Below are 24,250 nucleotides of genomic sequence, written 5' to 3'. Positions count from 1 at the left end.
ATGGCGGGTTTCGGCGAGCCGGGAGTCGAGGCGGTCGACGCCATGGGGCTGACCGTCGGGGTGGTGGCCGCGCGCTGGCACGGCGACCTGACCGACCACATGCTGGAGCGCGCGGTCGCCGCCGCCGAGGCGTGCGGTGCGCGGTCCGTGGTGGCGCGCGTCGCCGGCTCCGTCGAGCTGCCGGTCGTCGCCCAGGCCCTCGCGCGCCGCTGCGACGTGGTGGTCGCGCTCGGCGTGGTCGTGCGGGGCGCCACCGCCCACTTCGACTACGTGTGCCGGTCGGTCACCGACGGGCTGACCCGGGTGGCGCTGGACGAGGGTAAGCCGGTGGCGCACGGAGTGCTCACCGTGGAGACCATCGAGCAGGCCCGGGACCGGGCCGGGCTGCCCGGCTCGGCCGAGGACAAGGGCTGGGCGGCGACCGTGGCGGCGCTCGACGCGGCGCTTGCCGTCCGGACCGTGGCCGCCGGCAACGCGCAGCGGGTCGGCTTCGGCGGCTGACGGCGTCCCCGGCAGGCGTCGGCGGGTGCTCGGCGTCGGCCGGCTTCCGGTGTGGGTCGGCTGCAGAGGCGGCCGGCCTCAGAGGCGGCCGGCCTCGATGATCCGGCGCAGGAACTGACGGGTTCTCGCCTGCGTCGGCTCGCCGAGCACCTGCTCCGGTGGGCCGCTCTCGACGACGCGCCCCGCGTCGAGGAAGCACACCTCGTCGGCGACCTCCCGGGCGAAACCCATCTCGTGGGTGGCCAGCACCATGGTCATCCCGTCGGCCTTCAGGTCCCGGATCATCGTCAGCACCTCGCCGACGAGCTCCGGGTCCAGGGCCGAGGTGACCTCGTCGAGCAGCATCAGCCGGGGCGAGTTCGCCAGCGCCCGGACGATCGCCACCCGCTGCTGCTGCCCGCCGGAGAGCACGTCCGGGAAGGCATGCGCCTTCGCCCCCAACCCCACCCGGTCGAGCAGGTCGCGGGCCTGCGCCTCGGCCTCGGCGCGGGCCCGCCGGTGCACGCGCCGAGGCGCGAGGGTGATGTTGTCCAACACGCTCAGGTGCGGAAACAGGTTGTACGCCTGGAAGACCATGCCGATCCGCCGGCGCACCCGGTCGGCGTCCACCCGAGGGTCGGAGATGTCCTCCCCGTCCAGTTCGATGGTGCCGTCGTCCAGCTCCTCCAGCAGGTTCACGCACCGCAGCAGCGTGGACTTGCCCGACCCGGACGCCCCGATCAGGGCCACCACCCGGTGCTCGTCGACAGTCAGGTCGAGCCGGTCCAGCACGACCTGGCCGGCGAACTCCTTGCGCAGATCCCGGCAGCGCAACAGAGCCATGGTCAGCCTCCCGACTGGCGACGGGCCGAGCGCAGCGTCACCCAGTCGGTGACCGCGATCAGCGGAATCGCGAGCAGCACGAACAGCACCCCGGCCACGACGTACGGGGTGTAGTTGAACGACTGGGCGGTGGCGATCTGGGCGGCGCGGACCGCGTCGATCGGCCCGGCGAGCGAGACCAGCCCGACGTCCTTCTGCAGGGCCACCACGTCGTTGAGCAGCGGTGGCGCCACCCGGCGGACGGCCTGCGGCAACACCACGTGCCGCATCGTCTGCCGGTAGGTCAGGCCCAGCGAGCGGGCCGCGGCCAGCTGGCTGGGGTGCACCGACTCGATGCCGGCCCGGAACACCTCGGCCAGATAGCCGCCGTAGGTGAGCACCAGCGCGAGCCCGCCGAGCACCAGCACCGACGGCATGCCCTGCAGGCGCAGCCCCGGCACGCCGAGGGTGAGCAGGTAGAGCACGATGATCAGTGGCAGGCCCCGGAAGGTGTACGTGTAGCCGGCGGCCAGCGCCCGTACCGGAAAGAAGACCGGGCCGCGCAGTGTCCGCAGCACGGCGATCACCAGCCCGAGCAGCAGCGCGCCGGCCGCACAGCAGACCAGCAGCCGGACGTTGAGCCAGAGCCCGTCCAGCACCGCCGGCAGCGCGTCCGCGCCGATCCGCGGGTCCAGGAACGACTGCCGGACCCGGTCCCAGCCCGGCGCGCCGGTCACGGCGACGACAAGCAGCGTGCCGAGCGCGGCCGTGGAGAAGGCCGCGATCAGCACGCTGCGCACGCTCTGCCGACGCCGGTACGCCGACCGCCGCAGCTGCGCCGCGGAGGAGGTGTGCTCCGGCGACGTCACCGCAGCTCGGCCGCCCCCGCCACCTGCGCGAGCCACTTCCGCTCCAGCTCGGTGAGCGTGCCGGCCTCGCTGAGCTGACCAACTGCTCCGCTCACACAGCGGGTCAGCGGTGAGTTCTTGTCCAGCAGCAGCCCGAACGCCTCGGGCACGCCCACCTGCGGCACCTGGCCGACGATCGTCGCGTCGGTGATCTCCGCGCCGGTGATGTAGAAGGCGGTCGGCAGGTCCACCACGAGGCCGTCGATCTGCCCGTTCTGCAGGGCCTTCTTGGCGTCGTCGTTGCTGTTGTAGACCTGCGGCTTCCCGGCCGGCTTGATGACGTCCGTGATCGCCTGGTAGCTGGTCGTGCCGACCTGGGCGCCGAGCTTCGCGCCGCGCAGGTCCGCCAGAGAGGTCTTACCGGCGATCTTCGAGGACTTCAGCGCGATGACTGTCTGCCGCACCAGGTAGTACGGCGCGGAGAAGTCGACCGCCTGCTTACGCTCCTCGGTGACGGAGAACTGGTTGATGTCGAAGTCGAAGGTCTTCGGACCGGGCGCGATAGCGGTGTCGAACTTGACCCGGGTCCAGGTGACGTCGCTCCGGGCGTAGCCCAGCTTCTCGGCCACCGCGTACGCGACGGCGGCCTCGAAACCCTCGCCGCTGTCCGGCTTGTCCTTGCGGAACCACGGCTCGTAGGCCGGCTGGTCGGTGGCGATGGTGAGCTTGCCCGGCGTACGGGTGGGCAGGCTGTCCTTGGCGCAGGGCGGCGGGGCGGTGACGGTCGGGGTCGGTGACTCCTTCTGGGGCGCGCATCCGGTGGCGGCGACGACGACACCGGCGAGGGTGAGCGCGAGAAGACGTGAGCGGCTGGCCATGGCGGACAGCGTAAAGCTCCATGGGCGTCGATCGAAGATTTTCCCACCATGCTGGTAGGGAATTGTCCGCCTGCTGGGTCGCGGTGGACCCGGACTCGGGGCGTCGGCCGGGCGGCTGGAAGAATCGTTCCCCGTGAAGACGTTCGAGGAGTTGTTCGCCGAGCTGCAGGCCAAGGCCGCCGCCGGCACCCCGGGCTCGGGCACCGTCGCCGCGCTGGAGAAGGGCGTGCACTTCATCGGCAAGAAGGTCGTCGAGGAGGCGGCCGAGTCGTGGATGGCCGCCGAACACGAGGGGCCGCAGCGCACCGCCGAGGAGATCTCCCAGCTGCTCTACCAGGTCCAGGTGCTGATGCTCGCCAGTGGTCTCGAACTGAAGGACGTCTACCGACATCTGTGAGTGCGCCCCGTCGTTGATCAGATCCGATCGAAGGAGCACTCCGTCATGTTGCGTGTCGCCATCCCCAACAAGGGCACCCTGGCCGAGCCGGCCGCCCAGATGCTGCGCGAGGCGGGCTACCGCCAGCGCACCGACCCCAAGGATCTCGTCTGCCGCGACGAGGCCAACGACGTCGAATTCTTCTACCTGCGTCCCAAGGACATCGCCACCTACGTCGGGTCCGGTGATCTCGACCTCGGCATCACCGGCCGGGACCTGCTGATCGACTCGGCCGCACCCGCCGAGGAGGTCGTCGACCTCGCCTTCGGTCGGGCCACCTTCCGCTTCGCCGCGCGCCCCGACGACATCGCCTCCGTGCAGGAGTTGGGCGGGCACCGGATCGCCACGGCCTATCCGGGGCTTGTCGAGCGGCACCTCGACGAGGCGGGCGTCAAGGCCGAGGTGATCCGCCTCGACGGTGCCGTGGAGAACGCCGTACGCCTCGGCGTCGCCGACGTGATCGCGGACGTGGTGGAGACCGGCGCGACCCTGCGTCAGGCGGGCCTGGTGGTGTTCGGCGAGCCGCTGCTGCGCTCGTCGGCGGTGCTGGTCCGCCGTGCCGGCGCGCCGCCGCACGCGCAGGCCGAGCAGTTGCTGCGTCGCCTGCACGGCGTGCTGGTGGCCCGCCGCTACGTGATGCTCGCCTACGACGTGCCGGCCGGTCTGCTGGACCGGGCCAGCGGGCTGACCCCCGGCATCGAGTCGCCCACCGTGTCGCCGCTGCACCGCGAGGGCTGGGTGGCCGTGCAGGCCATGGTGCTCCGCGACGACGTGCACCGGATCATGGACGAGCTGTACGACCTGGGCGCCCGCGCCATCCTGGTCACCAACATCCACGCCTGCCGCCTCTGACCCCTGATTGATCAACTCGGGTTCACTGAAACGGGGGTGTCCGCACGCCAGGGACACCCCCGTTTCGCTGATCTCGAGTGGATCATCCGTGCCTCGCCGGCAAGGGCGCCGAGTGGTGGCTCGGCGGGTGGTGCGGCTGCCGGGCGGGTGCGGATGGCAGACTGGTGGGGTGAGTGAAACCGAGCTGGTCCGCCTCAAGCCCCGCCGCATCCGGGTGGTGTGCTGGTCGGCGGCGGTCGCGCTGGTGGTGGTGTTCGCCCTGGTCGCCACCTCGCTGAGCGGGCCGACCGGCGACGGTTACGGCAGCTTCCAGCGCGGCGACCAGATCGCCATGATCGGCCTGGGCATCTTCGGCGCGCTGGGTTTCCTGTTGTTCACCCGCCCGCGCGTGGAGGCGGACGCGCGCGGCATCCGCGTCCGCAACGTCATCAGCTCGTACGAGCTGCCCTGGGAGGTTGTGCGGGGTGTCCGCTTCGACCGGGGTGCGCCGTGGGCCAGCCTGGAGCTGCACGACGACGACCTGCTGCCGATGGTCGCCCTGCAGGCCGCCGACAAGGAGCTGGCCGTCGACGGGGTCCGCGCGCTGCGCCGGCTGCACGAAGCCCACCTGACCCGCCTCGCCGAACGCGCCGCCGGCCGCTGACCGCCGTCCGACCCCTCGGCGCCGGGGCGCGGCGACGCGTCGGGGCGGCGGCCGGCCCCGGCGGCGCTCCGACGCAGGTGGTGTCCGGTTTGGGGGCGAGCGAGGCGGGGGTGTAAGGTTGTCGAGTCGACCAGGCTGTCTCCGCGTGCGAGCAGACAGCCTCGAAAGCGGAGCGCCTGCTCCCACCCGAGTCGCCGCCACGGTGGCCGGGTCCGGTCACCGGTTCCGGGCATGTCCCGGTCCCGGACGTGTGATCCTGTGATCACGCCGACCGGTCGAGCGGGCCCTGGCATGCGCCGGGGCCTTCTGCTTTCCGGGTCGGTTCCCACCCGGGAGCCGCAGGGGTCGGCACCTGAGCAGAAACGACTCGAGGAGGCCCCATCAGCGTCGAACCACGCGTGAACGAGCAGATCCGGGCACGTGAGGTCCGACTGGTCGGCCCCGAGGGTGAGCAGGTGGGCATCGTCCCGCTGGAGCGCGCCCTTCAGCTGGCCGCGGACGTCGATCTGGACCTGGTCGAGGTTGCGCCGATGGCGCGCCCGCCGGTGTGCAAGCTCATGGACTTCGGCAAGTTCAAGTACGAGAGCGCACTCAAGGCGCGCGAAGCGCGGCGTAATCAGCAGCAGACCGTCATCAAGGAAATGAAGCTCCGTCCGAAGATCGACCCGCACGACTACGAGACCAAGAAGGGTCACGTGGTGCGGTTCCTCAAGGCGGGCGACAAGGTCAAGGTGACGATCATGTTCCGCGGTCGCGAGCAGAGCCGCCCGGAGCTGGGTTACCGGCTCCTGCGCCGGCTCGAGTCCGAGATCACGGACCTGGGATACGTCGAGGCCGCTCCGAAGCAGGACGGTCGAAACATGATCATGGTTCTCGCTCCGCATCGGGCCGTCAAGGCCTCCGCGGTCGCCGCTACGGCGTCCCGCGGTGCACCTCGGGACCGGGGGGCGGACGAGTCCGCGCCGGTCACCGATGAGACCGCGGCGGCCGGCGAGACCGCAGCAGCCGTTGACGGTGGCACCGCCGCCGACACCAGCGGCGAGTAACAGGGGAGAGACGTTCCACATGCCGAAGATGAAGAGCCACACGGGTATGGGTAAGCGGGTCAAGGTGACCGGCAAGGGCAAGATCGTTGCCCAGCAGGCCGGCCTCCGCCACAACCTGGAGAAGAAGCCCTCCACCCAGACCCGCCGGCTGACCGGCACGGTCGTGCTGGCCAAGGCCGACGTCAAGCGCATCAAGAAGCTGCTCGGCCGCTGACGCGCGCCACCTTTACGTAAGAAGGAGTTGAGATGGCACGCGTCAAGCGGGCTGTAAACGCCCAGAAGAAGCGTCGTACCCTGCTGGAGACCGCGAGTGGTTACCGCGGTCAGCGCTCCCGCCTGTACCGCAAGGCCAAGGAGCAGGTGCTGCACTCGATGCAGTACGCCTACCGGGACCGTCGTGACCGCAAGGGCGACTTCCGGCAGCTGTGGATCCAGCGGATCAACGCGGGCGCCCGGGCCAACGGGATGACCTACAACCGGCTGATCCAGGGCCTGCGTCTGGCCGGCATCGAGGTGGACCGCAAGATCCTCGCCGACATGGCTGTCAACGACGCCGCTTCTTTCGCGGCGATCGTCGAGCTGGCCCGGGCCGCGGTCGCGGCCGAGGGCACCGGCGGCGCGGCGGCCCAGGCCGCCTGATCCCCCCGCACCAGAGCGAGGCGTCTCCCGTGTCGGCACCGCCGTCCGGGGGGCGCCTCGATCGTGCCGGAGGAACACCCACCATGGCCTTCACCCCGCGTACCCCCAGGATTGTCGCCGCGCGCCGGTTGCAGCGCCGCCGGGACCGCGACGCGACCGGCCGGTTCCTGGCCGAGGGGCCGCAGGCGGTCCGCGAGGCCCTCGCGCGGCCGGGGGTGGTCACCGAGCTGTTCGGTACGCCCGCCGCCCTCGACCGGTATCCGGAGCTGGCCGCCACGGCGGCCCGCGCCGACGTGCCGATCTCCGAGGTGACCGACGACGCGCTCGCCGCGTTGGCCGAGACCGTCGCCCCGCAGGGGCTGGTCGCCGTCTGCCGGCACCTCGACGTGCCGCTGGAGCAGGCCCTCGCGGGCGGGCCCCGGCTGGTGGCGGTGCTCGCCGAGATCCGCGACCCGGGCAACGCCGGTACGGTGCTGCGCACCGCCGACGCGGCCGGCGCGGGCGTGGTGATCTTCGCCGGGGACGCCGTCGACCCGTACAACGGCAAGTGCGTTCGGGCCTCGGCCGGCAGCCTCTTCCACGTCGACGTCGTCCGCGCGCCGGACCCGGTCACGGTGGTCGACGCGCTGCGCGCCGCCGGGCTGTCGATCTTCGCGACCACGGGGTACGGCGACGACGACCTGGACGACATGACCGACTACGGCCGGCTCGTCGCGCCCACCGCGTGGCTGTTCGGCTCCGAGGCGCACGGGCTGCCCGAGGAGTTGACAGCCACCGCCGATGCCCGCGTGCGGGTGCCCCTGTACGGGCGCGCGGAGAGCCTCAACCTGGCCGCGGCCGCCGCGGTCTGCCTGTACGCGTCAGCGAGAGCGCAGCGCTGACCGTGTCGGCGGGCGTGCTCTCCGCACGCACTCCGACCGGCGGGCACTGCGGCACAGCCGAGCGTCCGTAGACTCGCCTAGCCGCCCCGACGAGGGTTGGCGCCGCCGTGAGGAGTGCCCGTACGCCATGAGCTACCGCAACGATCCGTACGATCCGAAGCAGGTCGCCCTGCTCGACCCGGCCGCCCTGGCCGAGGCCGTCGCCGACGCCTCGAAGGCGTTCACGGCCGCCGCCGACCCGGACGCGTTGACCGCGCTGCGCCCCGCGCACCTCGGTGACCGGTCACCACTCTCGCTCGCTCGCCGGGAGATCGGCGCGTTGCCGCCGGCCGCGAAGTCCGACGCCGGCAAGCGGGTCAACGAGGCCCGTCGGGCGATCGAGACCGCGTACGCCGAGCGCGCCGAGGTGCTGGAGCGCGAGCAGGCCGAGCGGGTGCTCGTCGAGGAGCGGGTGGACGTCACCCTGCCCTACGACAGGCGTCCCCGGGGCGCCCGACACCCGCTGAGCGCCCTGCTGGAGTCGATAAGCGACCTCTTCGTCGGGATGGGCTACGAGGTGGCCGAGGGGCCCGAGGTCGACCTGGAGTGGGTAGACGTCGACGCGCTGAACATCCCCGCGGGCGGGTCGCCGGGCACCTTCCACATCGCACCGCAGCGCTCGGGCCTCGTTCTTCGTCCGCACACGTCGACGGTGCAGACCCGCGCCATGCTCAGCCGCACACCGCCGATCCACGTGATCGCGCCCGGCCGGGTCTACCGCACCGGCGAGGTCGACGCGACCCACAGCCCGGTGTTCCACCAGGTCGAGGGCCTGGTGGTCGACAGGGGCAGCACGATGGCGCACCTGCGGGGCACCCTCGACCATGTCGCCCGCGCGCTGTTCGGCCCGGAGGCGAAGACCCGGTGGCGGCCGCACCACTTCCCGTTCACCGGGCCGTCGGCGACTATCGACGTCTGGTTCCCGGAGCACCGCGACGGCCCGCGGTGGGTCGAGTGGGGTGGCTGCGGCATGGTCGACCCGCGGGTGCTGCGCGCCTGCGGCGTCGACCCGGACGTCTACTCCGGATTCGCCTTCGGTGTGGGCATCGACCGGACCCTGATGGTCCGGCACGGGATCAGCGACATCCGCCATCTCGTCGAGGGCGATGTGCGGTTCAGCCGGGCGCTCGGGGCCGGGGCGTAGGCGATGCGGGTACGAGACACGGGAACGGTGGTCTGACGTCATGCGAGTTTCTGTCAGTTGGCTGCGGGAGTACGTCGACCTTCCCGCCGATCTGCCCACCGGTGACCTGGCGCAGGCCCTGGCCGACCTCGGCATCGGGGTCGAGTCCGTGGTCGACCTGCGCGAGAACGTCGCCGGCCAGCTCGTCGTCGGCGAGGTCCGCGAGATCGAGGAGCTGACCGGCTTCAAGAAGCCGATCCGGTTCTGCCGGGTCGACGTGGGTGACGCCAACGGCACAGGTGAGCCGCAGGAGATCGTCTGCGGGGCGCGCAACTTCGCCGTGGGCGACCGGGTGGTGGTGATCCTGCCCGGCGGTGTGCTGCCCGGCGGGTTCGCGATCGGCGCCCGCAAGACGTACGGGCACAACTCGGCAGGCATGATCTGCTCGGCCAAGGAGCTGGGTCTGGGCGACGACCACTCGGGCATCATCGTGCTGGGACCGGACGTGGCGGCCAAGCCCGGCGACGACGCGCGGCCCGTGGTGGGCCTGGACGACGTCGTGGTCGAGCTGGAGATCACCCCGAACCGGGGGTACGCGCTGAGCCTGCGCGGCCTGGCCCGGGAGCTGTCGCACGCGTTCGACGTGCCGCTGCGCGACCCGGCCCTGGTGCCCGCGCCGGGCGGCACGCCGACGTCGCCGTACCCGGTGGAGGTCCGCGACCCGGTCGGCTGTGACCGGTTCACCGCCCGACTGGTCCGCGGCGTCGACCCGGGCGCGCCCACGCCGTCGTGGATGGCGCAGCGGCTGGTCACCGCCGGCATCCGCAGCATCTCGCTGCCTGTGGACATCACCAACTACGTGATGCTGGAGCTGGGCCAGCCGATGCACGCCTTCGACGCCGACCGGATCGCGGGGCCGCTTGTGGTCCGCCGCGCCGAGGCGGGGGAGAAGCTGACCACCCTCGACGGCGTCAACCGGGTGCTCACCGCCGATGACATGGTCATCTGCGATGACACAGGCCCGATCTCCCTGGCGGCCGTGATGGGCGGCGAGACCAGCGAGGTCGTCGCCGGCACCACCACGGTGCTCTTCGAGGCGGCCCACTGGGACCCGGCGATGGTCGGGCGCACCGCACGCCGGCACACGCTGTTCAGCGAGGCCGCGAAGCGCTGGGAGCGGGGCGTCGACCCGGCCGTGGCGCTTGTCGCGCTGGAGCGGGCCGTGCGGCTGCTCACCGAGTACGGCGGCGGCACCCCGAGCGCGGAGATCCTGGACCTCGACCACGTCCGCCCGCGTACCCCGATCAGCCTTCCGGCGGACCTGCCGACCCGGCGGGTAGGCGTCGAGTACCCGCCGGCGCGGGTCGTCGCCCTGCTGGAGCGGGTCGGCTGCACCGTCGCGCAGGGCGCGGACCGGCTGTCCGAGGACCCGGGCGCGGTGGGCGTGGCCAGCGGCGCCGGGACGGCCCTGAGCGTCACCCCGCCGAGCTGGCGGCCCGACCTGACCGACCCGGCCGACCTGGTCGGGGAGGTCGTCCGCCTCGACGGGTACGACAGGGTGCCGTCGGTGCTGCCGACCGCGCCGCCCGGTCGCGGGCTGACCCCGCGCCAGCGTCGGCGGCGGGCCGTCGCCCGGTCGCTTGCCGAGCGGGGGTACGTGGAGGTGCTCGCCCCTCCGAACGTGTCGCCGGAGCTGGCCGACCAGCTCGGCCTGCCGGCCGACGACACGCGCCGGTCGGCGGTGCGGCTGGCCAACCCGCTGGCCGAGGAGGAACCGCTGCTGCGAACGACGCTGCTCGGCCCACTGCTCGGCATCCTCAAGCGCAACCTGGGCCGGGGTCACCGCGACCTCGCCCTCTACGAGATCGGCGCGGTGTTCCATCCGCGCCCCGACGCCGGCAGCCCACCGGCGATGGGCGTGGACCGCCGCCCGACCGACGCGGAGTTCGCCGCCGCCGACGCCGTGGTGCCGGCGCAGCCGGTGCACGTCGCGGCGGTGCTGACCGGTGACCTGGACCCGGCCGGCTGGTGGGGCGGGGGTCGACCGGCCGGCTGGGCGGACGCCGTCGAGTCGGCCCGGGACGTGCTGGCCGCCGCGGGGATCTCGGACGGGCGGGTCGAGGTGCGGGCCGCCGAGTACGCGCCGTGGCACCCGGGCCGTTGCGCCGAGCTGCGGGTCGACGGCGCGGTCGTCGGGCACGCCGGTGAGCTGCACCCGACGGTGGTCGCGGCGTTGGAGCTGCCCCGCCGCACCTGCGCGCTGGAACTGGACCTCGACGCGCTGCCGTCGACCCCTGTGACGCCCGCGCCGACGGTGTCCGGCTTCCCGCCGGCGCTCATCGACGTGGCGTTGGTGCTGGACGCCTCGGTGCCCGCCGAGCAGGTTCGCCGGGCGCTGGAGGCGGGCGCCGGCGAGCTGCTGGAGGACGTGCGGCTGTTCGACGTGTACGCGGGCGCGCAGCTCGACGCTGGTCGCCGGTCGCTGGCGTACAAGCTCACCTTCCGCGCGCCGGATCGGACGCTCACCGTCGAGGAGGCGCTGGCGGCCCGCGACGCGGCGGTCGCCGTCGTGGCGGAGCGCTTCGGCGCGACCCTGCGCGGCGCCTGAGCGATGCCGGTGCTGGGATGGCTCGCGGTGGCCGCCGTGCTCGCGGCGGCCACCGCCGGCCTGCTCTGGGCCCGCCGGCACCTACTGCGGGTCGCCGTCGTGGGGCGCAGTATGGAGCCGACGCTGCGCTCCGGTGACCGGGTGCTGGCCCGGCGGGTGCCGCTGGCCCGGGTCCGCCCCGGTGACGTGGTCGTGGTGGTGGCCCCGGCCCGGATGACCGCCGGGCGTCCCACCAGCCCGGACGCGGTCGACAACCCCGGTCTGCTGATCAAGCGGGCGTACGCGGTGCCGGGCGACCCGGTGCCTGTGGATCGGGTGCCGCTGCTGCGCCAGGGCGGCGAGCGGAACGTGCCGGCCGGTCGGCTGGTGGTGCTCGGCGACAACCCGCCGCAGAGCTACGACTCCCGCGAGTGCGGCTACATCCCCGAGTCCGACGTGCTCGGCGTGGTGATCCGGCCGCGACTGCGCACCGACTGAGCCTCAGCCTGCGGACCGCACCCCGGGTCGGTGGCACGGGAACGGCGTGCCACCCGGCCCGGGGGCCGGATGGCACGCCGTCAGCGCCTCAGCAGAGAGCGCTCATCGTGCTCGCGCCCGCGCTGCAGTAGTACCCGCAACTTCCGCAGGTCGTCTTGCAGGCACCGTTCGTGCTGCACCGCTTGAAGTAGCACGTCCCACAGAGCGCGCAGTACGGGTCCGGCGGACAGCCGGCTGCCGCCGTGACCTTGGGTACGAACACGCCGAGCATCCGCTCGCCCAGGCTCTCCAGTCGACGGAACATCCGTTCACCTCCCCTCGATACGGATCGATGGCGGGACGCTACGGCGGGCCGGTACACCGCCGGTACAGCCGACGCCGCCGTCGGCATTCATCGATGTATCAGTGATGTATCCGCCACTCCTAGCGTGGGCCTCCCGGCAAGGAGGTGGCGCACGGATGCGAGCCCTGGAGTTGACCGCGCGGCTGCTGTTGGCCCTCGTGTTCCTCGCCGCGGTCGTCGGCAAGCTGCGGACCCGGGCGGGGTTCGCCGAGTTCGTCGGCTCGGTGGGCCAGTTCGGCGTACCCACCCGCTGGGCGCCGCCTGTCGCGCGCCTCGCGGTCGCCGCCGAGGCGGCAGTGGTGGTGCTGCTCGCCGTCGGGCGGACGGCCCCCGCCGGGCTGGTGCTCGCCGCCGGACTGCTCGGCGTGCTCACCGCGGCGATCGTCGGGGCGCTGCGGCGCGGCGCCCGGCCCTCCTGTCGCTGCTTCGGCGTCGGTGCCGCGCCGATCGGCGCCCGGCACGTGACCCGCAACGTCGTCCTCGCCGTGGTGGCGCTGCTCGGTCTGCTCGGCTGGGCCACCGCTGCCGGGCCACCGCCGTCCGCGCCGACCGTGCTGCTCGCCGTCGGCGTCGCCGTCCCGCTGGCCGCCGTGGTGGTCCGCCTCGACGACCTGGTCGCCCTCTTCGCTCCCACCCCGTCGCGGCCGACCCGCCCGGCCGGGCGGCACTGACCCCGGTTCGCATCCCCTCGCACCCCGAAGGAGCCCTCATGGCGCTGTTGACCGTCGCCGTCGTCCTCGTCGCCGTCCTCGGCCTGCTCAACCTGGTTCTGATGCTGGGCGTGATCCGTCGGCTGCGCGAGCACTCCGACCTGCTCAGCGACCAGCAGGGCCAGCCTCCGGCGGTCATGCTGGAGGTGGGTTCGATCCCCGGAGACTTCGTGTCCTCCACCGTGGACGGACGGGTGCTCTCGCGCGCCGACGTGCCGCCGATGACCCTCGTGGCGTTCCTCTCGCCGAGCTGTGAGCACTGCGAGGAGCAGTTGCCGGTGCTTGTCGACCGGGCGCGGACGATGCCGGGCGGCGCCGAGCACGTGTGGATCGTCGTCGTCGGCAAGGGCCCGGAGACCCAGCCGTACGCCGAGCGGTTCGCCGGGCTGGCGACCGTCTTCGTCGAGCCCGGCACCGGTGCGCTGCCGCTCGCGTTCGGCGTCAAGGGCTTCCCGGCGTTCGGTCTGCTGGACGAGCGCGGGATCGTCGCGTCGACGGCGTTCGGCATCGCCCGGTTGGACCTGCCGGTGGCGCGGTGACCGGGCTCCGGCTGGTACCGCGACGGGCCGCCCGGCACGCTCGGGCGGCCCTCGGCCTGACCTGGCGGGCGGCTCCGGCGGGCACGGCGGCGGACCTGATGCTCGCGGTGCTGGCCGGGTTGACCCCGGTGCTCGTGGCCGCCCTGACCAAACTGCTGCTGGACCGGCTCACCGGCGGCGGCGCGGCCGGTGTTCCGCTGACCGCGCTCGCCGCCGGGCTGGCGGTCGCCGCCGCGCTCGGCACGGTCCTGCCGCACCTACGCACCTACGTGGCGGCGGAGCGGACCCGGGCGGTGTCGCGGCTGGTGCGTCGCCGGCTGTACGACGCGGTGCAGCGCCTGGTCGGGCTGGTCCGACTGGAGGATCCGGAGTTCCAGGACCGGTTGCAGGCGGCCCAGCAGACCGGCCACATCGGCCCCACCCAACTGACCGGCAACGCGTTCGGCGCGGTGCAGAGCGTGCTGGCGATGGCGGGGTTCCTCGGTGTGCTGCTGGTGCTCAACCCGCTGATCGGTGTGCTGGTGCTCCTCGCCGCGCTGCCCACCCTGTGGATGCAGCTCCGGCTCAACCGGGCCCGCGCGGCGATGGTCCTGCGGCTGGAGCACTTCCAACGGCGGGACCTGTTCTTCGCCCAACTGCTCGTGGGAGTGCCGGCGGCGAAGGAGGTGCGGCTGTTCGGTCTGGGCCGGTTCTTCGGTGACCGGATGCTCGACGAGCTGCACGGTATGCACCGGGTGGAGCAACGGCTCGACCGTCGGGAGGTACGCGCCCAGGCGGTGCTCGGCCTGCTCGGCGCGACAGTGGCCGGCATCGGGGTGATCTACACGATCTCGATCGCCCGATCCGGCGGGCTGACCCCCGGCGACGTCGTGATCTACCTGGCCGCCGTTCCCGGGGTGCAGGGCGCGCTGGGCAGTCTGGTCGGTCAGCTCGGCGCGATCCACCAGGCGCTGCTGCTCTTCGACCACTACGACCAGGTGGCGCACGTCGAGCCGGACCTGCCGGTGCCGGCCACCCCCCGCCCGGTGCCGCCGCTCACCGAGGGCATCGAGCTGCGCGACGTCTGGTTCCGCTACTCGCCGCAGCATCCGTGGGTGCTGCGCGGCGTGAACCTGCACCTGCCGGCCGGCACCACCACGGCGCTGGTCGGGCTCAACGGCGCCGGCAAGAGCACACTGGTCAAGCTGCTCTGCCGGTTCTACGACCCGGAGCGTGGCAGCATCCTCTGGGACGGGGTGGACCTGCGCGAGCTGGACCCGGCGGCGCTGCGGGCGCGGCTGGGCGCGGTGTTCCAGGACTTCATGCCGTACGACCTCAGCGCGGCGGAGAACATCGCGCTGGGCGACCTGAGCGCGCGCGACGACCCGGAGCGCCTGCGAACCGCCGCCCGGTACGCCGGCATCGACGACGCGCTGGCCGCGTTGCCGCGGGGCTACGACACCCTGCTGACCCGGATCTTCTTCGACGGCCCGGACCGGGACGACCCGCAGGCCGGGGTGGTGCTCTCCGGAGGGCAGTGGCAGCGGGTCGCGCTGGCGCGAGGGTTCCTGCGGGCCGACCGGGACCTGCTCATCCTGGACGAACCCAGTTCCGGTCTGGACGCCGAGGCCGAGCACGACCTCAACCAGCGGCTGGCGGAGTTGCGCCGTGGGCGGACCAGCCTGCTCATCTCACACCGGCTCAACGCGGTGCGCGACGCGGACGCCATAGTGGTCCTCGCCGACGGGCAGGTCGTCGAGCACGGTGACCACGACCGGTTGCTCGCCGCCGGCGGCGGGTACGCCCGGCTGTTCACCCTCCAGGCTCGCGGCTACCGCCAGGACGCGCCGGCCCCGGCCTGACCGGTGTGGTCCCGCACGCCTCGGTGGCCGCGAGTTCGGCGGCGTAGAGCCGGACCAGGTCGCCGATGTGGAACCGGCCCGGCCCGGTCGGCTCGGCGAGCTGCGCGGCGACCAGCCGGTCCAGCGCGCGCGCCGCGTCCTCCGGCGGCGCTCCGGTCAGCGCGGCGGTCAGCTCCGCGGTGACCGGTCCGGGGCGGGCTCGGCAGAGCCGCAGGAAGATCGGCGCGGCGGAGCCGAGCCGGCGGTAGCTGGCGCCGAGCCGAGGCCCCAGCCCGGTCTCGGCCAGCCGGTAGCGCTCGTCGCGCAGCAGCCGCGCCAGCCGGGTCAGCGACCAGTGCGGCCCCTCGTCGAGCCGCCGGGACGCGGTGCGCAGCGCGAGCGGCAGCCGCTCGCAGAGGCTGACCACCGCCGACGCCGCCTCCGGCTCCTCGTCGACCGGACGGTCGCCGGCGGTGGCCCGCAGCAGCGCCAACGCGTCCGCGGCCGGCAGTGGGTCGAGCCGCAGCGCGGGGGCGTCGCCGGTGGTCACCGGGGTGCGGCTGGTCACCAGCAGGGCGCATCCGCCGCGTACCGGCAGCAGGTCGTCGACCTGGGCTGCGTCGGCGGCGTTGTCGAGCACCAGCAGCACCCGGCGGTCGAACAGCAGGGACCGGACGCGGGCGCGGGCCTCGGCGATGCCTGTCGGCTCCGGCTCGTCGGCGCCCGGGTGCAGGGCCCGCAACACGCGCGTGGCCACCTGCAACGGCGACGGCGGAGGGTCGGCGACCGACCCGCCGAGGTCGAGGTGGAGCTGGCCGTCGGGGAAGGCGTCGAGCGCCGCGGCCGCCGCGCGCAGGGCCAGGGCCGACTTTCCGGTGCCGACCATGCCGAAGACCGCGACGGTGACCGGCTGTCGCCGGGCAACGGCCAGGGCTTCGCGGAGCCGCGCCAGCTCGGCGCTCCGCCCCACGAACGGGGCCGTGGGGCAGGGCAGCTCATGCGGTACGCGTGGCCCGCGCGCGTCGGCCGAACGCTCGCGGGTGTGCGGGGCGACGCGCCGCCGTTGCGCGACAGGTGGTCGGGGCGCGTGCCGCCGGACCTCGCGGTACAGCTCGGTCAGCTCCGGCCCGGGCGCGACGCCGAGCTCGCCGTCGAGGGCCCGGCACGCCGCCCGGTAGGTCCGGACCGCGCCGGCCTGGTCGCCGGCACGGTGCAGGGCGGTCATCAGCAGCGCCCACGCCGGCTCGCGCAGCGGATGCTCGCCGACGTGGTCGCGGAGCAGGGTCAGCAGCGCCGGCGTGCCGCGGTCGCCCAGGTCCAGTCGGCAGGCCGCGTACGTCTCCCGGGCGCCGGCCCGCCGCTCGCGCAGCCGGTCGAAGGCCGCCGCGGTCGCCGGTCCGTACGCCGGAGGTGGGTCGGTCGGTGACCAGAGCGCCAGCGCGCGGCCCAGCAGGGTGGCGGCCAGCTCGGGTTCCCCGCCGATGCGGGCGGCGTGCCCCTCGGTGGCGAGCCGTTCGAACTCGGCGGCGTCCAGCTCACCCGGTTCGACCCGCAGCAGGTAACCGCCGTGCTCGGCGGGCAGCCGGGTCGGGTGACCGGGGGAGTCGAGCAGGTGCCGTAGCGCGCTGGCGTGGCTGCGCAGGTTCGCCACGGCCGAGGCCGGCGGCCGGCAGCCCCACAGTTCCTCGCGGAGCCGCTCGACAGGCACCGGCGCGCCGGCGTGCAGCAGTAGGGTGACCAGGAGAGCGGTGGGTCGGCCGGCCGGCACCCGTTGGGCCTGGCCGCCGCGGTGGATCCGGACCGGACCGAGGATCTCGAACGACAGCCCCACCGCGTCCTCCGTCAGGTGCCCCCACGCGGACCGGGCGAGCCGGACCACCACCGTCAGGAAGTGATGCTAGTCGATTGAGCGGTCAGTCAGTCGATTCGTTTTCGACGGCACGCCTGCCACATTCCCATGCAGTGCACCGTATGAACTTGCAGAATAATCCCTCTCTTGTTACCGTTCTCTGCATAGTCATGCGGAGGTGAGTATGGGGATCCGAGTCGCGGTCGCCGGAGCGAGCGGGTACGCCGGAGGTGAGTTGCTGCGCCTGGTCGCCGGGCACCCGGAGTTCGATCTGGTCGCCGCCACCGCACACCGCCAGGCCGGCCACCGCGTCGACGTGGTGCACCCGCAGCTCACCGGGCTCGACCTGGTGCTCGGCGAGACCGACCCGTCCACACTCGCCGACGCCGACCTGGTCTTCCTGGCGCTGCCGCACGGCGAGTCGGCGGCCCTCGCGGCCCAGCTCCCGCCCGAGGTACGCATCGTCGACCTGGGCGCCGACCACCGGCTCGCCGACCCGTACGCCTGGGCGCAGTACTACGGCGGCACGCACGCCGGCCAGTGGACCTACGGGCTGCCCGAGCTGCCCGGCCAGCGGGAGCTGATCGCCGGGTCGATCCGGGTCGCCAACACCGGCTGCTACGCCGCCGCGATCACCCTGGCGCTCGCGCCGCTGATCGCCGACGGCGCGGCCAGCCCCGCCGACGTGGTGGTGGTCGCCGCCTCCGGCACGTCCGGCGCGGGCCGGGCGGCGAAGCCCCACCTGCTCGCCAGCGAGGTGCAGGGGGACCTGTCGCCGTACCGGGTGGGCACCCACCAGCACGTGCCCGAGATCAAGCAGGCGACCGGGGCGACCGGCCTGTCGTTCACCCCGGTCCTCGCGCCGATGCCGCGCGGGATCCTGGCCACGGTCACCGCCGTGCCGGCGCGCGGCGTCGACCCGCAGCAGGTGCTGGCGCAGGCGTACGCGGACGCGCCGTTCGTGCACGTGCTGGCGGAGGGGCGCTGGCCGCACACCGCCGCGACGCTGGGTTCCAACTCGTGCCACCTGCAGGCCACCGTCGATGTCGACTCGGGTCGGCTGATCGTGCTCAGCGCCCTGGACAACCTGGGCAAGGGTGCCGCCGGTCAGGCCGTGCAGAACGCCAACCTGATGCTCGGCCTGCCGGAGACGACGGGCCTGTCGATCTGGGGAGTCGCGCCATGAGCGTCACCACCCCTCGGGGTTTCCGGGCGGCCGGGGTCGCCGCCGGTCTGAAGGCCAGCGGTGGCGCGGACGTCGCGCTTGTGGTCAACGACGGTCCGGACGCCGGTGTCGCAGGTGTCTTCACCACCAACCGCGTCAAGGCCGCGCCGGTGCGCTGGACCCAGCAGGTCGTGCAGGGCGGTGTGGTCCGCGCGGTGGTGCTCAACTCCGGTGGCGCGAACGCCTGCACCGGGCCGGCCGGCTTCCAGGACACCCACGCCACGGCCGAGCACACGGCCGCCGCGTTGAGCGCGGTCAGTCCACGGCTGCTCCTCGGCGCCGGGGAGGTGGCGGTCTGCTCCACCGGCCTGATCGGTGAGCGGTTGCCGATGCCGAAGCTGCTGCCCGGGGTCCGCGCGGCGATCCGGGGGCTGTCGCGCGACGGTGGCCCGGCCGCCGCCGAGGCGATCATGACCACCGACACCCGGGCGAAGACGACTGTGGCGCGGGGCAGCGGCTGGACGGTCGGCGGGATGGCCAAGGGCGCCGGGATGCTCGCGCCGGGCATGGCCACCATGCTCTGCGTGCTCACCACCGATGCGGTGGCCGGGCCGGCGGCGCTGGACGAGGCGCTGCGCGCGGCGACCCGGGTCACCTTCGACCGGGTCGACTCCGACGGCTGCATGTCCACGAACGACACGGTGCTGCTGCTGTCCAGCGGCGCGAGCGGCATCGAGCCGACCCCTGCCGAGTTGGCCGCGGCGGTGACCACTGCCTGCCACGACCTGGCCCAGCAGTTGGTTGCCGACGCCGAGGGCGCCACCAAGCAGGTCGCCATCGACGTGGTCGGCGCCGCCGACGAGGACGACGCGGTCGAGGTGGGCCGTTCGGTGGCCCGCAACAACCTGGTCAAGACCGCGCTGTTCGGCAACGACCCGAACTGGGGTCGCATCCTCGCCGCGGTCGGCACGACCGCCGCCGCGTTCGACCCGGACGAGGTGGACGTCGCCGTCAACGGGGTGTGGGTGTGCCGGGGTGGCGCGGCCGCCGAGGACCGCTCGAAGGTCGACCTCACCGGCCGGGACGTCACGATCCGGATCGACCTGCACGCCGGCGACGAGATGGCGACGATCTGGACCAACGACCTGTCGCACGCGTACGTGCACGAGAACTCGGCGTACTCAACGTGAGCGCGAGGAATGCAGCGCAGCGGAGTCCCGCAGTCGCGAACGAAAGGTCGGCACGGTGAGTCTCAGTGGCGATCTCACCCGCGCGCAGGTCAAGGCGGAGACGTTGATCGAGGCGCTGCCGTGGCTGGCGCGTTTCTCCGGCTCGACAGTGGTGGTCAAGTACGGCGGCAACGCCATGACCGAGCCGGCGCTGCAACGGGCGTTCGCGGCCGACATGGTGTTCCTGCGCTACGCCGGTCTGAAGCCCGTCGTGGTGCACGGCGGCGGTCCGCAGATCTCGGCCATGCTGGGCCGGCTCGGCATCGCCAGCGAGTTCCGGGGCGGCCTGCGGGTGACGACAGCCGAGGCGATGGACGTGGTCCGGATGGTGCTGGTCGGGCAGGTGGGCCGGGAGCTGGTCGGGCTGATCAACTCGCACGGCCCGTTCGCCGTCGGGCTCTCCGGCGAAGACGCCCGGCTGTTCACCGCGGTGCGCCGCCCGGCGTACGTGGACGGGTTGCCGATCGACGTCGGCCAGGTCGGCGACGTCGAGTCGGTGGACACCTCGGCGGTGACCGACCTCATCGACGCCGGCCGGATCCCGGTGATCTCGAGTGTCGCGCCGGACGTCGACGGGGTGCTGCACAACCTCAACGCGGACACCGCCGCCGCCGCGCTCGCCGTCGCGTTGCGGGCCCGCAAGCTGGTCGTGCTCACCGATGTGGCCGGCCTGTACGCGGACTGGCCGGACACCACAAGCCTGATCTCCGAGATCACCGCGGACGACCTGGCCAAGCTGCTGCCCAGTCTCGAGTCGGGGATGGTGCCCAAGATGGAGGCGTGCCTGCGCGCCGTGCGTGGGGGAGTGCCCGCGGCGCACGTCGTCGACGGTCGGGTGGCGCACTCGACGCTGCTGGAGGTCTTCACCTCGGAAGGGTTCGGAACGATGGTGGTGGCGGAGGACGGGATGGTCGGGGCATGAGCACGCTGGCGCAGCGCTGGAAGCAGTCCATGATGGACAACTACGGCACGCCGCCGGTGGCGCTGGTCTCCGGCGCCGGCGCCGTGGTGGTCGACGACGCGGGCCGCGAATATCTCGACCTGGTCGGCGGGATCGCGGTGAACGCCCTCGGCCACGCCCACCCGGCGGTGGTGGCGGCGGTGTCGAAGCAGGTCGCGACGCTCGGGCACGTCTCCAACCTGTACGTCGCCGAGCCGCCGGTCGCCCTCGCGGAGCTGCTGCTGGCCCTCGCCGGCCGGCCCGGTCGGGTCTTCTTCGCCAACTCCGGCGCGGAGGCGAACGAGGCGGCGTTCAAGCTGTCCCGGCGCACCGGTCGCACGCACGTGGTGGCCACCAACGGCGCGTTTCACGGCCGCACCATGGGCGCTCTCGCCCTCACCGGCCAGCCGGCCAAGGCCGACCCGTTCCGGCCGCTGCCCGGCGAGGTGACCCACGTCGACTTCGGCGACGTCGCCGCCCTCGAGGCGGCGGTCACCGACGCCACCGCCATGGTGATCCTGGAGCCCATCCAGGGCGAGAACGGCGTGGTGGTCCCGCCGACGGGCTACCTGGCGGCGGCGCGGCGGATCACCGCCCGGCACGGGGCGCTGCTGGTGCTCGACGAGGTGCAGACCGGTATCGGCCGCACCGGGCACTGGTTCGCCCACCAGGCCGAGGGCGTGGAGCCCGATGTGGTGACCCTGGCCAAGGGGTTGGGTGGCGGCCTGCCGCTCGGCGCGACGCTGGCCTTCGGCCGGGCCGCCGATCTGCTGACCCCCGGCTCGCACGGCACCACCTTCGGCGGCAACCCGGTGAGCTGCGCCGCAGCGCTCGCCGTGGTGGCCACCATCGCCAACGAGGGGCTGCTCGACCACGTCAAGCGCGTCGGCGAACGGCTGCGCCGGGGCGTCGAGGCGCTGGGCCATCCGCTTGTCGACGGCGTACGCGGGGCCGGGCTGCTGCTCGGCGTGACGCTCACCGCGCCTGTGGCGCCGGTTCTCGCCGAGGCGCTGCGGGACGCCGGCTTCCTGGTCAACGCGGTGCAGCCGGGTGTGGTCCGGCTCGTCCCGCCGCTGATCCTCACCGCCGCCCAGGTCGACGCCTTCCTCGCCGCGCTTCCGGCGGCCCTGGACGCGGCAGCCCCGGCCGCCGCCGGGACCGACACGACGCCGACCACCACCACGACGGGAACGACCGCATGATCCGGCACTTTCTGCGCGACGACGACCTCTCGCCCGCCGAGCAGTCAAGCGTGCTCGACCTGGCGGCGCGGATGAAGGCCGACCGGTTCGGTCACCAGCCGCTGGCCGGCCCCCGCTCGGTGGCGGTGCTCTTCGACAAGCAGAGCCTGCGCACCCGGATCTCGTTCGACGCCGGCATCGCCGAGCTGGGCGGGCATCCCCTGGTCGTGGACACCCAGGTCACCCACTTCGGCCGGGGCGAGACGCTCGCGGACGCCGGCCGGGTGCTGTCCCGCTACGTCGCGGCCGTCGTCCTGCGCACCCACGGCGACGACCGGATCGCCGAGGTGGCCAGCGGCGCGAGCGTCCCGGTGATCAACGCGCTCACCGACGGGTTCCACCCCTGCCAGCTGCTGGCCGACCTGCTCACCATCCGGGAGCGCTGCGGCGGAACGGCCGGCCGCACCCTCACCTACGTGGGCGACGGCGCCAACAACATGGCCCAGTCGTACCTGCTGGCCGGGGCGACGGCCGGCATGCACGTACGGATCGCCGGCCCGGCCGGGTTCGCGCCGGACGCTGCGGTGGTGCAGCGGGCCGCCGAGATCGCCGCCGGTACGGGCGGGTCGGTACGGGTGCTGACCGACCCGGCCCAGGCGGCCCGCGACGCCGACGTGCTGGCCACCGACACCTGGACGTCGATGGGGCAGGAGGCCGACGGCCTGGACCGGGTCACCCCGTTCCTGCCGTACCAGGTCAACAAGGAGCTGCTCGGTCTCGCCGCACCGGATGCGATCGTGCTGCACTGCCTGCCCGCCCACCGGGGCGAGGAGATCACCGACGAGGTGCTCGACGGCCCGCAGAGCGCGATCTTCGACCAGGCGGAGAACCGGCTGCACGCCCAGAAGGCGCTGCTGACGTTCCTGCTGGGAGCCGCGCCGGGGGGCGCCTCGACCGGCGACACCGCGACGGGGTCGACGCGATGACCTCTCCGCTGACCCGCGCCGCCCGGCACGCCCGGATCGTGGAGCTGATCCGGGACCGGCAGGTCCGGTCGCAGACCGAACTCGCCGACCTGCTCGCCGCCGACGGCGTCGTCGTCACCCAGGCCACCCTGTCGCGTGACCTGGAGGAGCTGGGCGCGGTCAAGGTGCGCGGCGGCGACGGTCCGGCCGTCTACCTGATCCCGGAGGACGGCAAGCGGCCGTTGCGCGACGCCGAGGCCGCGCCGGCCCGACTGGTGCGGCTGCTGCGTGAACTGCTCAACGGGGTGGACTCCAGCGGCAACATCGCCGTGCTGCGTACCCCACCGGGCGCGGCCCAGTACCTGGCCAGCGCGTTGGACCGGGCGGGCCTGCCGGAGATCGTCGGCACCATCGCCGGCGACGACACCATCCTCGTCGTGGCCCGTGAGGCCGTCGGCGGGGCCGCACTCGGTGACAAGCTCGCCGGCTGGGCCCGCCGGGACGACACCGTCGAAGGGAACACGACGTCATGACCGAGCGGGTCGTCCTCGCCTACTCCGGGGGGTTGGACACCTCCGTGGCGATCCCCTACCTGGCCGAGCAGACCGGCGCCGAGGTGATCGCGGTGGCGGTCGACGTCGGGCAGGGCGGGGAGGACCTCGACGCCATCCGGCAGCGCGCGCTGGACTGCGGCGCGGCCGAGGCCGAGGTCGTCGACGCGCGCGACGAGTTCGCCGCCGACTACTGCGTGCCGGCCATTCGGGCGAACGCCCTCTACATGGACCGCTACCCGCTGGTGTCGGCGCTGTCCCGGCCGCTGATCGTCAAGCACCTGGTGGCGGCCGCCCGCACGCACGGCGGGACGATCGTGTCGCACGGCTGCACCGGCAAGGGCAACGACCAGGTCCGGTTCGAGGTGGGCCTGAACGCGCTCGCGCCCGACCTGAAGATCATCGCCCCGGCCCGGGACTTCGCCTGGACCCGGGACAAGGCGATCGCGTTCGCCGAGGAGAAGGGGCTGCCGATCGACGTGTCGGCGAAGTCCCCGTACTCGATCGACCAGAACCTGTGGGGTCGCGCCGTGGAGACGGGCTTCCTGGAGGACATCTGGAACGCGCCGATCGAGGACCTCTACTCGTACACCGACGACCCGGCGGAGTCCCGCGACCCGGACGAGGTGGTGATCACCTTCGACGGCGGCGTACCTGTCGCGATCGACGGCGAGACCGTCACCCCGTACCAGGCGATCCTGGAGCTCAACAGGCGTGCCGGCGCCCAGGGCGTCGGCCGGCTCGACATGGTCGAGGACCGCCTGGTCGGCATCAAGAGCCGCGAGGTGTACGAGGCGCCCGGCGCGATCGCGCTGATCACCGCCCACCAGGAGCTGGAGGCGGTGACAGTCGAGCGGGACCTGGCCCGGTTCAAGAGGAGCGTCGACCAGCGCTGGGGCGAGCTGGTCTACGACGGCCTGTGGTTCTCGCCGCTGAAGGACTCGCTTGACGCGTTCGTCGACGACGCGCAGCGGCACGTGAGCGGCGAGGTGCGGTTGACCCTGCACGGGGGCCGGGCGACAGTCACCGGCCGGCGCTCCGAGGAGAGCCTCTACGACTTCGGGCTGGCGACCTACGACACCGGGGACACCTTCGACCAGACCCTCGCGAAGGGTTTCGTACGGCTGTGGGGTCTGCCGAGCGGGCTCGCCGCCGCGCGGGACGCCCGGCTGGGAGGCTGACGACC

26 protein-coding genes are annotated in these 24,250 nt (G+C 73.3%); 21 read left to right on the top strand and 5 right to left on the bottom strand.

The annotated features are described in order from the left end of the window. Nucleotides 1-501, top strand: a complete 501-nt coding sequence (gene ribH, locus ACLQ26_RS04280) for a 6,7-dimethyl-8-ribityllumazine synthase (RefSeq protein WP_425743767.1) — start codon at nt 1-3, stop codon at nt 499-501. Nucleotides 502-579: 78 nt separating this feature from the next. Here ribH and ACLQ26_RS04275 read toward each other — a convergent pair whose 3' ends face one another. From ACLQ26_RS04275 to ACLQ26_RS04265, 3 genes are read right to left on the bottom strand one after another with little or no spacing between them, the layout of a single operon-like run. Next, nucleotides 580-1,323, bottom strand: coding sequence for an amino acid ABC transporter ATP-binding protein (locus ACLQ26_RS04275; RefSeq protein ID WP_425743177.1), 744 nt, complete (start codon nt 1,321-1,323; stop codon nt 580-582). Nucleotides 1,324-1,325: 2 nt separating this feature from the next. Further along, the gene (locus ACLQ26_RS04270; protein WP_425743176.1) at nt 1,326-2,171 is read right to left on the bottom strand and encodes an amino acid ABC transporter permease; all 846 of its coding nucleotides are present in this window, start codon (nt 2,169-2,171) and stop codon (nt 1,326-1,328) included. Next, nucleotides 2,168-3,028 (bottom strand): transporter substrate-binding domain-containing protein, encoded by an 861-nt coding sequence (locus tag ACLQ26_RS04265; RefSeq protein WP_425743175.1) that lies wholly within the window; start codon nt 3,026-3,028, stop codon nt 2,168-2,170. The genes ACLQ26_RS04270 and ACLQ26_RS04265 overlap by 4 nt, the downstream gene beginning before the upstream one ends. Nucleotides 3,029-3,161: 133 nt before the next feature. Here ACLQ26_RS04265 and ACLQ26_RS04260 point away from each other — a divergent pair, with 133 nt between their 5' ends. From ACLQ26_RS04260 to ACLQ26_RS04215, 10 genes are all read left to right on the top strand, one after another. Beyond that, entirely contained in the window at nt 3,162-3,425 is a 264-nt protein-coding gene (locus tag ACLQ26_RS04260) for a phosphoribosyl-ATP diphosphatase (RefSeq protein WP_007458408.1), read from the top strand. A gap of 45 nt (nt 3,426-3,470) precedes the next feature. Next, nucleotides 3,471-4,316 carry an ATP phosphoribosyltransferase gene (gene hisG, locus ACLQ26_RS04255; protein WP_007458410.1) on the top strand — a complete coding sequence of 282 codons (846 nt, stop codon included), beginning with the start codon at nt 3,471-3,473 and terminating at the stop codon, nt 4,314-4,316. Nucleotides 4,317-4,485: 169 nt separating this feature from the next. Beyond that, a complete protein-coding gene (locus ACLQ26_RS04250) occupies nt 4,486-4,959 on the top strand; it encodes a PH domain-containing protein (protein WP_425743174.1) in 474 nt (157 codons plus the stop codon). A gap of 398 nt (nt 4,960-5,357) precedes the next feature. Then, a complete protein-coding gene (infC, locus tag ACLQ26_RS04245; RefSeq protein ID WP_363686855.1) occupies nt 5,358-6,005 on the top strand; it encodes a translation initiation factor IF-3 in 648 nt (215 codons plus the stop codon). A 19-nt stretch (nt 6,006-6,024) separates the two neighbouring features. Beyond that, a complete protein-coding gene (gene rpmI / locus ACLQ26_RS04240; RefSeq protein ID WP_007458415.1) occupies nt 6,025-6,219 on the top strand; it encodes a 50S ribosomal protein L35 in 195 nt (64 codons plus the stop codon). A 32-nt stretch (nt 6,220-6,251) separates the two neighbouring features. Beyond that, on the top strand, nt 6,252-6,644 hold the full coding sequence (gene rplT / locus ACLQ26_RS04235) for a 50S ribosomal protein L20 (protein ID WP_091087503.1): 393 nt from the start codon (nt 6,252-6,254) through the stop codon (nt 6,642-6,644). Between the two features lie 83 nt (nt 6,645-6,727). Beyond that, complete coding sequence (locus ACLQ26_RS04230; RefSeq protein WP_425743173.1) at nt 6,728-7,525, top strand: TrmH family RNA methyltransferase; 798 nt, start codon at nt 6,728-6,730, stop codon at nt 7,523-7,525. A gap of 127 nt (nt 7,526-7,652) precedes the next feature. After that, nucleotides 7,653-8,708, top strand: coding sequence for a phenylalanine--tRNA ligase subunit alpha (locus tag ACLQ26_RS04225; RefSeq protein WP_425743172.1), 1,056 nt, complete (start codon nt 7,653-7,655; stop codon nt 8,706-8,708). A 40-nt stretch (nt 8,709-8,748) separates the two neighbouring features. After that, a complete protein-coding gene (gene pheT, locus ACLQ26_RS04220) occupies nt 8,749-11,295 on the top strand; it encodes a phenylalanine--tRNA ligase subunit beta (protein ID WP_425743171.1) in 2,547 nt (848 codons plus the stop codon). Nucleotides 11,296-11,304: 9 nt separating this feature from the next. Then, nucleotides 11,305-11,772 carry a S26 family signal peptidase gene (locus tag ACLQ26_RS04215; RefSeq protein WP_425743170.1) on the top strand — a complete coding sequence of 156 codons (468 nt, stop codon included), beginning with the start codon at nt 11,305-11,307 and terminating at the stop codon, nt 11,770-11,772. 88 nt (nt 11,773-11,860) lie between these two features. On the opposite strand, the gene ACLQ26_RS04210 is transcribed toward ACLQ26_RS04215, so the two are convergent. Next, nucleotides 11,861-12,076 carry a hypothetical protein gene (locus tag ACLQ26_RS04210; RefSeq protein WP_425743169.1) on the bottom strand — a complete coding sequence of 72 codons (216 nt, stop codon included), beginning with the start codon at nt 12,074-12,076 and terminating at the stop codon, nt 11,861-11,863. Between the two features lie 155 nt (nt 12,077-12,231). On the opposite strand from ACLQ26_RS04210, the gene ACLQ26_RS04205 reads away from it, so the two are divergent. From ACLQ26_RS04205 to ACLQ26_RS04195, 3 genes are read left to right on the top strand one after another with little or no spacing between them, the layout of a single operon-like run. Continuing rightward, nucleotides 12,232-12,786, top strand: a complete 555-nt coding sequence (locus ACLQ26_RS04205; RefSeq protein ID WP_425743168.1) for a MauE/DoxX family redox-associated membrane protein — start codon at nt 12,232-12,234, stop codon at nt 12,784-12,786. A gap of 38 nt (nt 12,787-12,824) precedes the next feature. Beyond that, the gene (locus tag ACLQ26_RS04200; protein WP_425743167.1) at nt 12,825-13,364 is read left to right on the top strand and encodes a TlpA family protein disulfide reductase; all 540 of its coding nucleotides are present in this window, start codon (nt 12,825-12,827) and stop codon (nt 13,362-13,364) included. Next, a complete protein-coding gene (locus ACLQ26_RS04195) occupies nt 13,361-15,205 on the top strand; it encodes an ABC transporter ATP-binding protein (protein ID WP_425743166.1) in 1,845 nt (614 codons plus the stop codon). The genes ACLQ26_RS04200 and ACLQ26_RS04195 overlap by 4 nt, the downstream gene beginning before the upstream one ends. Here ACLQ26_RS04195 and ACLQ26_RS04190 read toward each other — a convergent pair. Continuing rightward, a complete protein-coding gene (locus ACLQ26_RS04190; RefSeq protein ID WP_425743165.1) occupies nt 15,156-17,066 on the bottom strand; it encodes a BTAD domain-containing putative transcriptional regulator in 1,911 nt (636 codons plus the stop codon). The two genes, ACLQ26_RS04195 and ACLQ26_RS04190, sit on opposite strands and share 50 nt — an antisense overlap. Before the next feature lie 151 nt (nt 17,067-17,217). Between ACLQ26_RS04190 and argC the strand changes: the two genes are divergently transcribed. Genes argC through ACLQ26_RS04155 form a run of 7 tightly spaced genes read left to right on the top strand, consistent with a single transcriptional unit; the run spans nt 17,218 to nt 24,245 of the window. Beyond that, nucleotides 17,218-18,219 (top strand): N-acetyl-gamma-glutamyl-phosphate reductase, encoded by a 1,002-nt coding sequence (argC, locus tag ACLQ26_RS04185; protein WP_425743164.1) that lies wholly within the window; start codon nt 17,218-17,220, stop codon nt 18,217-18,219. Next, the gene (gene argJ, locus ACLQ26_RS04180; protein ID WP_425743163.1) at nt 18,216-19,388 is read left to right on the top strand and encodes a bifunctional glutamate N-acetyltransferase/amino-acid acetyltransferase ArgJ; all 1,173 of its coding nucleotides are present in this window, start codon (nt 18,216-18,218) and stop codon (nt 19,386-19,388) included. Before argC ends, argJ begins: the two co-directional genes overlap by 4 nt. A gap of 55 nt (nt 19,389-19,443) precedes the next feature. Further along, complete coding sequence (gene argB / locus ACLQ26_RS04175) at nt 19,444-20,349, top strand: acetylglutamate kinase (protein WP_425743162.1); 906 nt, start codon at nt 19,444-19,446, stop codon at nt 20,347-20,349. Further along, complete coding sequence (locus ACLQ26_RS04170; RefSeq protein WP_425743161.1) at nt 20,346-21,569, top strand: acetylornithine transaminase; 1,224 nt, start codon at nt 20,346-20,348, stop codon at nt 21,567-21,569. The genes argB and ACLQ26_RS04170 overlap by 4 nt, the downstream gene beginning before the upstream one ends. Beyond that, a complete protein-coding gene (argF, locus tag ACLQ26_RS04165; RefSeq protein WP_425743160.1) occupies nt 21,566-22,534 on the top strand; it encodes an ornithine carbamoyltransferase in 969 nt (322 codons plus the stop codon). The genes ACLQ26_RS04170 and argF overlap by 4 nt, the downstream gene beginning before the upstream one ends. Next, a complete protein-coding gene (locus tag ACLQ26_RS04160; RefSeq protein WP_425743159.1) occupies nt 22,531-23,046 on the top strand; it encodes an arginine repressor in 516 nt (171 codons plus the stop codon). The genes argF and ACLQ26_RS04160 overlap by 4 nt, the downstream gene beginning before the upstream one ends. After that, nucleotides 23,043-24,245: an argininosuccinate synthase gene (locus ACLQ26_RS04155; RefSeq protein ID WP_425743158.1), complete on the top strand. Its 1,203-nt coding sequence runs from the start codon at nt 23,043-23,045 to the stop codon at nt 24,243-24,245. Before ACLQ26_RS04160 ends, ACLQ26_RS04155 begins: the two co-directional genes overlap by 4 nt. The last annotated feature ends 5 nt before the right edge of the window (nt 24,246-24,250 follow it).

Source organism: Micromonospora sp. DT43 (genome assembly GCF_049841645.1).
Lineage (GTDB): Bacteria > Actinomycetota > Actinomycetes > Mycobacteriales > Micromonosporaceae > Micromonospora.
Note: the sequence above shows the minus strand (reverse complement) of the source record. Positions and strands in the feature narration are given on the sequence as shown.